The organism is Corynebacterium sp. (genome assembly GCF_030535495.1).
Lineage (GTDB): Bacteria > Actinomycetota > Actinomycetes > Mycobacteriales > Mycobacteriaceae > Corynebacterium.
Genome location: NZ_JAUNRW010000191.1, coordinates 1 through 1,651, shown reverse-complemented (window position 1 = coordinate 1,651; position 1,651 = coordinate 1). Strand labels below are relative to the sequence as shown.

At 65.5% G+C, this 1,651-nt stretch carries 3 protein-coding genes; 1 reads left to right on the top strand and 2 read right to left on the bottom strand.

What is annotated here, in order from left to right; genetic code table 11:
• Nucleotides 1–389: DEAD/DEAH box helicase family protein (locus Q4F73_RS12475; RefSeq protein ID WP_303359659.1), on the bottom strand; the 389-nt coding region annotated here is incomplete at its 3' end.
• 80 nt (nt 390–469) lie between these two features.
• On the opposite strand from Q4F73_RS12475, the gene Q4F73_RS12470 reads away from it, so the two are divergent.
• Nucleotides 470–1,096 carry a hypothetical protein gene (locus Q4F73_RS12470; RefSeq protein WP_303359658.1) on the top strand — a complete coding sequence of 209 codons (627 nt, stop codon included), beginning with the start codon at nt 470–472 and terminating at the stop codon, nt 1,094–1,096.
• Here Q4F73_RS12470 and Q4F73_RS12465 read toward each other — a convergent pair.
• On the bottom strand, nt 1,093–1,578 hold the full coding sequence (locus Q4F73_RS12465; protein ID WP_303359657.1) for an FABP family protein: 486 nt from the start codon (nt 1,576–1,578) through the stop codon (nt 1,093–1,095). The genes Q4F73_RS12470 and Q4F73_RS12465 overlap by 4 nt on opposite strands.
• Nucleotides 1,579–1,651: the final 73 nt, after the last annotated feature.

Here is a 1,651-nt window from a genome sequence, read left to right as displayed (position 1 = left end):
GTGTCCGTCTGCGCGATGTACGCCTCCGGCTGGTAGTAGTCGTAGTAGCTGACGAAGTACTCCACCGAGTTGTTCGGCAGCAGCTGCCGCAGCTCATTGGCCAGCTGGGCGGCCAGCGTCTTGTTCGGCGCCATGACCAGCGTCGGCCGCTGCTGCTGCTCGATGAGCCACGCCGCCGTCGCCGACTTACCGGTACCGGTCGCACCCAGCAGCACGATGTCGCGCTCGCCCCGGTCGAGCCGCGCGTCGAGCTCCTTGATCGCCGCGGGCTGATCGCCGGCCGGCTCGTAGTCGGAGATGACCTCGAATTGCCCGTCGCTACGCTCAATCTCGCCCACCGGGCGGTGCTCGGAGTGCGAGAGGACGGGTTGTTCCGCTGCGAAAGCCATGCGCCCAGGGTACGCCGTCCGGGCATTGCTTATCGACGACCCCCCTTTCCCTATCACAGCGAAAGCGATACCGTGTCAATATGACACCGATCACATCAACCGTCCGAATTCTGTCCGCCACGGCCCTCGCCGCAGCGCTCACCGCCTGCGCCGACAGCGACAGCGACACCGCAGCCGCCCCCAGCACCGTGGTCGACACCACCGAGGTCACCGTCACCGAACAGGTCACGGACACACCTCCCGAGGAGGAGACCGTCACCGAGACAGCCGTGGCCCCTCCCGACACCGAGACTCCCCCGGTCGACATCGTGGAGTCCATGGCCCAGATCCCGGAGTCTGACCCCACCCCCTACCGTTCCGATCAGATCTTCCCCGCGCAGTCCGGCCTGCAGTTCACGGGCCCGGACGGAACCTTCTGTGAGATGTACGGCGAGAGCGCCCCGGACGTCGAATCCCCGGTGGCGCTGTGCACCCACCAGGGCGAGGGCGACATCAACGCCGTGTCCGTCCGTGAGGGCGAGCCTGCGACCACCCACAACGTCAACCGCATCTTCATGGCTCACGCCGACACCCGGGCCCTCGCGCCCGGTCAGCGCATCGCCAACGGTCGTGTCTCCTGTGCGATCGCCGAGGGTGATACACGCGTCATGTGTGCCGTCGGACCCCACGGCTTCGTCGTGAGCACCGGCGGCGTGGAGCTCTCCTAGACCTTCGACAGGTCGCTGATGAGGTGGCGTTGCATCGGCTGATCGACGGCGGCCATGTCGAACTCGGTGTGTACCGCCGTGCGGTGTGCATTGAAGATGTAGGTGCGCGTGGTGCCGTCCACCCGCTTCGCCGTGGAGGAGTTGTGCACCTGTGAGGCGTCGAAATGCAGGAGGAGGGTGCCGTCCTCGAGCTCCTCGCTCGTCCCCTCCAGCAACTCTGCCTGCCCCGTCGGCTGGGCGATGATGAACTCCACGCTCCCACCTTCAGTCAGACGCAAGAACCCCAGCTCAGTGTGCATCGGCGCTCCCTCCGGGCTGGAGGTCACCTGCTCGTAGCGCAGGAAGGGCTTGCCCGGGATCGCCGCGAAGGTGATGGTCTCGGTGTAGTTGAAATCGGAGATCGTGGGAAAGTGACCGCGTCCGGGACCACTCCAGCTGCCGAGCAGGAATTCCAGTGGCTGCGCGAGGGGGTGAAGGTTCATACCAATTATCCTAAGATCACACGAGCTGAACGTGGGACTTAGCCTTCCACTCGAGCAGCTTCTCCTGGCCGCT